The sequence below is a fragment of the uncultured Gimesia sp. genome, from assembly GCF_937919775.1.
GTDB lineage: Bacteria > Planctomycetota > Planctomycetia > Planctomycetales > Planctomycetaceae > Gimesia.
This window is the reverse complement of record NZ_CALFPF010000819.1, coordinates 1-6,047: the sequence shown is the minus strand read 5'-3', so window position 1 is coordinate 6,047 and position 6,047 is coordinate 1. Positions and strand designations below refer to the sequence as shown.

General features: G+C 46.9%; 5 protein-coding genes. All 5 read left to right on the top strand.

The genetic code is table 11. The features are described 5' to 3' along the window. The first annotated feature begins 81 nt into the window (after positions 1-81). The 5 genes from raiA to Q0294_RS23320 all read left to right on the top strand — a co-directional run bounded on the left by raiA (position 82) and on the right by Q0294_RS23320 (position 5,905). Positions 82-444: a ribosome-associated translation inhibitor RaiA gene (raiA, locus tag Q0294_RS23340; RefSeq protein ID WP_299470284.1), complete on the top strand. Its 363-nt coding sequence runs from the start codon at positions 82-84 to the stop codon at positions 442-444. 194 nt (positions 445-638) lie between these two features. After that, positions 639-1,112 (top strand): PTS sugar transporter subunit IIA, encoded by a 474-nt coding sequence (locus Q0294_RS23335; protein ID WP_299470282.1) that lies wholly within the window; start codon positions 639-641, stop codon positions 1,110-1,112. Positions 1,113-1,337: 225 nt separating this feature from the next. Further along, positions 1,338-1,628, top strand: coding sequence for an HPr family phosphocarrier protein (locus tag Q0294_RS23330; RefSeq protein ID WP_299470280.1), 291 nt, complete (start codon positions 1,338-1,340; stop codon positions 1,626-1,628). A gap of 89 nt (positions 1,629-1,717) precedes the next feature. After that, a complete protein-coding gene (gene ptsP / locus Q0294_RS23325) occupies positions 1,718-3,481 on the top strand; it encodes a phosphoenolpyruvate--protein phosphotransferase (RefSeq protein ID WP_299470278.1) in 1,764 nt (587 codons plus the stop codon). Positions 3,482-4,345: 864 nt separating this feature from the next. Next, positions 4,346-5,905 carry an Rne/Rng family ribonuclease gene (locus Q0294_RS23320; RefSeq protein ID WP_299470275.1) on the top strand — a complete coding sequence of 520 codons (1,560 nt, stop codon included), beginning with the start codon at positions 4,346-4,348 and terminating at the stop codon, positions 5,903-5,905. The last annotated feature ends 142 nt before the right edge of the window (positions 5,906-6,047 follow it).

The following is a 6,047-nucleotide window of genomic DNA, read 5'->3' as shown; positions in this document are numbered from 1 at the left end:
GTTAGCATCGTCTATTGCTGAACTCGAATCAACAACATATGTATATATTCCCCCAGGTGCTTTTTAACAGGAGAATCGTCAGTGCAAGTTGCGATTACTTGTCGTCATGGTAGCGTTTCAGATAGTCTCCGTGATTATATTGCTGAAAAGTGTGAGAAGTTACTGACGTACTTTGAAAGGGTAACTGCAATTCAAGTAACGATCGATCAGGGTCAAAACCAGAATCGGGTCGAAATTCTCGTAGATGCAGAACACAAACATAATTTTGTTGCCCACGCAGAAGGGGATGAAGTTAAACCAAACTTTCATTCTGCATTGAGCAAGATGGAACAACAAATCAAAAAATACAAACAGAAAATTCAGGATCATCGCCGTGATCTTCCCTTGAATGAAATTGCAGAAAATGGAATTGCAGAAGCCGAAGCAGAGTCGGAAACGGAGTAATTTCTGATCGTCCTTCAACGTTCTTTACGATGTGACGAAACTAAAGATATTGTCCTGAGTTAAACAGAGTGTGATCAGACCGGAAACATGCGTTTTGATTGTGTTTTCCTGAGTGGTCACAATTTACAACCACGTCTTGCGTATTGACCGCAGACACTGATTTTTTTTGCAGATGTAGTTAGAAGGAAGAATACATGAAGTTAACAGACTTCGTGGTTTCGGAAGCCATTATTCCGGAATTGAATGTAACAACGAAAGAAGAAGCGATTCGAACGATGGTTGCCGGCCTTAAAAACGCAGGCAGCATATCATCAGAAGATGAGGAAGGTATTGTCTCCGCGATCCTAAAGCGGGAAGAGCTTGGCTCTACCGGAATCGGAAACGGGGTTGCCGTTCCTCACACCAAACATTCTTCAGTTGAAAACCTGACCGCCGCGGTTGCTCTTTCTTCGCAAGGAGTCGACTTCGCCAGTCTGGACGGTGAAGATGTTTACATTTTATTTTTACTGATTTCACCTCTGGATCGTCCAGGAGATCACTTACGCGGATTGGAAAACATTTCTCGCCACCTGAGGAACCAGAACTTCTGTAAGTTCCTCCGACAGTCCAAAAGCGTAGAGGATATTGTTGAATTACTTAACGAAGCTGACAGTAACCAGTTGGACTAAGTAGCGAGGCATTGTTGTTGTTAGGGAGAACCGGTTCGAATTCAGCTTACATTTGATATCAAAGCCGAACATTCATTCTGGCAAGCAGAAGATATGCTTTGCTCTGACTCACTGATGGTTGAACAAAGAGGAAAGGGGTAATTACGAAATCTCACTGAAAACGTCATCATTCCTGAATAAATACGGTTTGATTTTCAGGTCGCTTGAGTAGTTATCAATTGTGCCATGCAAGAATCTGTTTGCCGCCAGATTGTCACTGTCAAAATGAAACAGGGGCTTCATCTTCGCCCTATTTCAGAGATTGTAAGAATTGCCCGTCTCTATCCTTGCGATTTTAAAATTTCAAACGGGGAGCATTCAGGAAGTGCTAAAGAGGTCTATGACCTACTGGAATTAAAGGCCATGCCTGATACGGAGCTCGTTCTGGAGGCAAATGGAGATGATGCCAGTAAGCTCATGGAAGAAATCGTTCAGTTTTTTGAATCAGGATATAAAAAATTCGAAGACGTCGACTGATCTATCTGAATAACCCCCGTACACATCGACTGTGTGGTTTCCCGCCAGTCTCCTGTCTGTTGGAAAGCGCCATACTAGGCTCTAATTGAATGCTTGTTAAACGTGGAATTGCAGTTTCTCCGGGAGTTAATTTCGGCCCCGCGCTCATTCTGGGGACGGAAGACTTTCGCATTCCGCGTCAATTCGTCAGCGTTAATGCAATTGAGACAGAGATTGCACGACTTAAAACGTCTCTCGACGCAGTCTGCGAAGAAATCGCCGAGAACGAACGGCTCGCATCAGATAAACTGGGAAAACAGTACGGCGCCATTTTTGCAGCGCACCTGCAGATGGTCAGTTCACCCCGACTGCGGGAAGAGATCGAAACTTTAATTCGCGAAAAGTGCTACTCTCCGGAACACGCCTCCTGCCGGGTTTTCCGACGATACACCAAGCTGGTCCAGCACCTCGGCGATAACTATCTGGCGGAACGCGCCAGCGACATTATCGACCTCGAAAAAAGGCTCCTGAAACAGTTACTGGGCGAGAAACGGGAAGAACTCTCCAATCTGACCACACCGATTATTGTACTCGCCAACAATCTGACCCCCAGTGAGACAGCCAGCCTCGCCAAGGAATTTGTGCTGGGCTTTGCGACAGAGGTCGGCGGACGAACCAGTCATACCGCGATTCTCGCCGGAGCACTGGAAATTCCCGCCGTGGTGGGCCTGGGTGAATTTCTCTCGGACATCTCCGGCGGCGATATGGTCATCGTTGATGGAAATAACGGCGAAGTCATCATCGACCCGGATGAAGAAACACTTGCAAAATATAAGAACACGGGCGAACGCCAGCGTTCGATGGCAGCCCGGCTGGCTTCCCGACGCAAAATTCGCTCGGAAACAAAAGAGGGAACTCGAATTCATGTCATGGGTAACATTGAGTTTCCCAATGAAGTCGAACACTGTACAGAACGCGGCGCTGACGGGATTGGCCTCTATCGAACCGAATTTCTTTATCTCCAGTCCAACACGGAACCGACGGAAGAAGTTCACTACGATGCTTACTGCCGGGTGGTTCAAGCAGCCAAAAACCGGCCGATTGTCATCCGGACGCTCGATCTGGGAGCCGACAAGATCCCCAGAGGATACAGGTATTTAGCCAAAGAAGGCATGAATCCGGCACTGGGATTACGGAGTGTCCGCCTGAGCCTGCGCGACCTGCCTCTGTTTAAAACCCAGCTCCGGGCGATTTTCCGCGCTGCCGTACACGGTGATGTCCGCATTATGTTTCCCCTCATTTCCACGCTGCTGGAATGGCGTCAGGCTAAAATGATTGTGGGCGACGTTCTGGAGGACCTCGAAGAACGCGGAGTGGAATTCAATCCGAATATCCCAATTGGAATGATGGTCGAAGTCCCTGCTGCGGCACTCCTGGCGGAGGAATTTGCCGAGGAAGTCGACTTTTTCTCCATTGGGACAAATGATTTAATTCAGTATACTCTTGCCGTAGATCGCTCTGATCCTGCGGTATCGTCTTTATACAACTCATCAGATCCTTCGATTTTAAGGCTCATTAAAATGGTTGTAGAGGCGGCTCACAAGAAAAATATCCCGGTCACAGTCTGTGGTCAAATGAGTTCTGATCTCAAGTCGATCCCTTTATTGGTAGGCCTGGGAATTCGACAGATCAGTGCCACTCCACTGGCCATTCCGGAAGTAAAAGAAGTAATCAGACAACTGACAATACCTCGGGCAGAGGAAATCGCCGCACATGCGATGACCATCGATGTCGCCCGCGACGTAGAAAGTTATTTACGAGGAGAACTGTATAAAATATGTCCTGACCTGTTTGATGAAGAACTGCCTCTGTAACAAAAGTTGACAACAGAACATTCTTTTTGACCTCAAGCAGCCAGTACACATCAATTACCTGATTAATACTGATGATTCAAATTTGTATTAGTCATCCCATTTAACGTTTACATTTTGCAGCTGGTTCAACCTATTTTGAAACGACACGAACCAACTGCTATCCATATTGCCTCGGCGGTGAGTGGATCGAGTAAGAACTAATTCAATCAAGACGAAATGAATTGTAAAATCATTTCCTGGCCCTGAAATCAACAGCGTGTGAGCAGAACATTGGAAATCTCGCAAACAAACCGGGTAAATCGTATCCAGCAAGTTTGACCTTTTTTCTTTCCGTCTCTTCACAACAGTAACAGCATGAATAAACTGCCTGATCCTCTACAACAACTGGTTCAAAAGCCGGCACAGGCCGACTTAAGACGATCGGCTGCAGCTTTTATTTTGCACTTTCAGAGTCGACGAAGGATTCCCGAGCCCGTTGGGACGACCTGTTTTTCACATCAGTTTCTCAGAAATGACGCGCAGCTCTTAGAGTTGCGACCCATTCACTGCGAGCCTGCTGATGATGCAATCAGAGTAAAACCAGTCCCCACCGGATCAAAATTCTTTCGAGACATCGCACAGGACGTGATTCGACTCATGAGTCGCATCAAGGAAACACTCCTTGATTGTGTTTGTCCTCATCCCATTCGGAGAAGTACAACACATTCAAAGAGACCTGCCCGCCCCTGGATGATCCAGGCATACGGCAGACTACAGACTGACACCACTATGGCAAAGATGCAATTTATCTGCATAGAGAGTCCGTCTATCCAGCGACTGATGGGGAATACATCATTCGTCGTGTAACACGACAGAGGGTATTCCATGAAAAAGGAAATGCTGATTAACGTCCTCCAGCCGGAGGAAAGCCGAATCGCCATCGTTGAAGATGGCATTCTGGAAGAACTTTATGTAGAGCGAAACAGTCTCGAAAACCTGGTAGGAAATATCTACAAAGGCAGAGTCGTCAATATCGAGCCCAGCATTCAGGCTGCTTTCGTTGATTTTGGTGTAGGCCGTAACGGCTTTTTACACGTCAGTGATATCGAACACCAATACTACAAACATCTCGAAAAAGACGATAAAAACGGCAAAGCGGCATCGGGAAAAAACCCGAAAGGCCGCCGTATCAATGAACGCAGTGTTGCCAATAAACCTCCTATCCAGGAAATCCTGAAACGGGGCAGTGAAGTTTTGGTGCAGGTCATCAAGGAAGGTCTCGGAAACAAAGGGCCGACCCTGTCGACCTATATCAGTATCCCCGGACGCTACCTGGTGATTATGCCCGGACTACAGCGTGTCGGAATCAGCCGTAAAATTACGGATGAAGATGTCAGGCGACAGTTACGAGCCATCCTCACGATTTTAGCCCCTCCTGCAGGGCTCGGATTTATTGTCCGGACCGCAGGAATTGACCGTTCTGCGGAAGATCTCAAGCGGGATTTGAACTATCTGCTCCGCCTCTGGGGAACGATTGTCGGACGCATCAAAAAATTGCCTGCTCCCGTCGAGATTTACTCGGAGAGTGACATGATGATTCGTACGATACGTGATATCTATAATAATGAAATTGATACGCTTTACATCGACGAAATCACTGCCTATCAAAGGGCCAGAGATTTTATGAAAGTCGTGCTGCCCAAGCACGTCAATCGGATCAAACACTACACCGGCAACGATCCGATTTTTTATAACAGTAATCTCGATGATGAAATCTGCAGTATTCAAAACCGGCATGTCCCGATGAAAGGGGGCGGGTCAATTGTCATTGATCAAACAGAAGCTCTGGTCGCGATTGACGTCAACAGTGGCAATTATCGTGCGGATGACAATGCGGAAAAAACCGCGTTCAAAGTGAATATGAAAGCGGCGGAAGAAATCAGTCGTCAGATCAGACTCCGGGACCTGGGGGGAGTGATCGTGATTGACTTCATTGATATGCGGGAAGAAAAACATCGCCGCTCTGTAGAACGCCGATTACGCGAACTTGTAAAACGGGATCGCGCCCGGACCAAGGTACTGCGAATCAGCCCTTTCGGTTTGATTGAAATGACGCGGCAGAGAATTCGCCCCTCGCTACGCAGAAGTATGTATGAGGACTGTCCATCCTGCCGTGGCACAGGCCAGGTCAAAACTGCTGAAAGTATGGCCATCGAAGTCATGCGGACTCTGATGACCACAGTCAACAAGAAAAATATTTCGCGTATTGTTCTGAATGTCCATGAAAATGTGGCCAATTATTTGAATAACAAACGCCGCAAAGACATTACGAATCTGGAAGAGACTGCCAAAACCGCAATTATAATAAACGCTCGTACAGACGTCGAGCCGGAGCACTTAATGACGCGCTGTTACGACGATATTGGAAATGAAGTGAATTTCTAGTCGTTTCTGACTCGAAATTTCAAAAGTGACACTTTACAATGCCCTGCTCGATATTCGTGTGAGTAGCGCTGGTTCTGCGCTTGGCAAACCAACCTGACACGATACAAAGGCAAAAGTGTTTAACTGGCTACTATCAATGGCA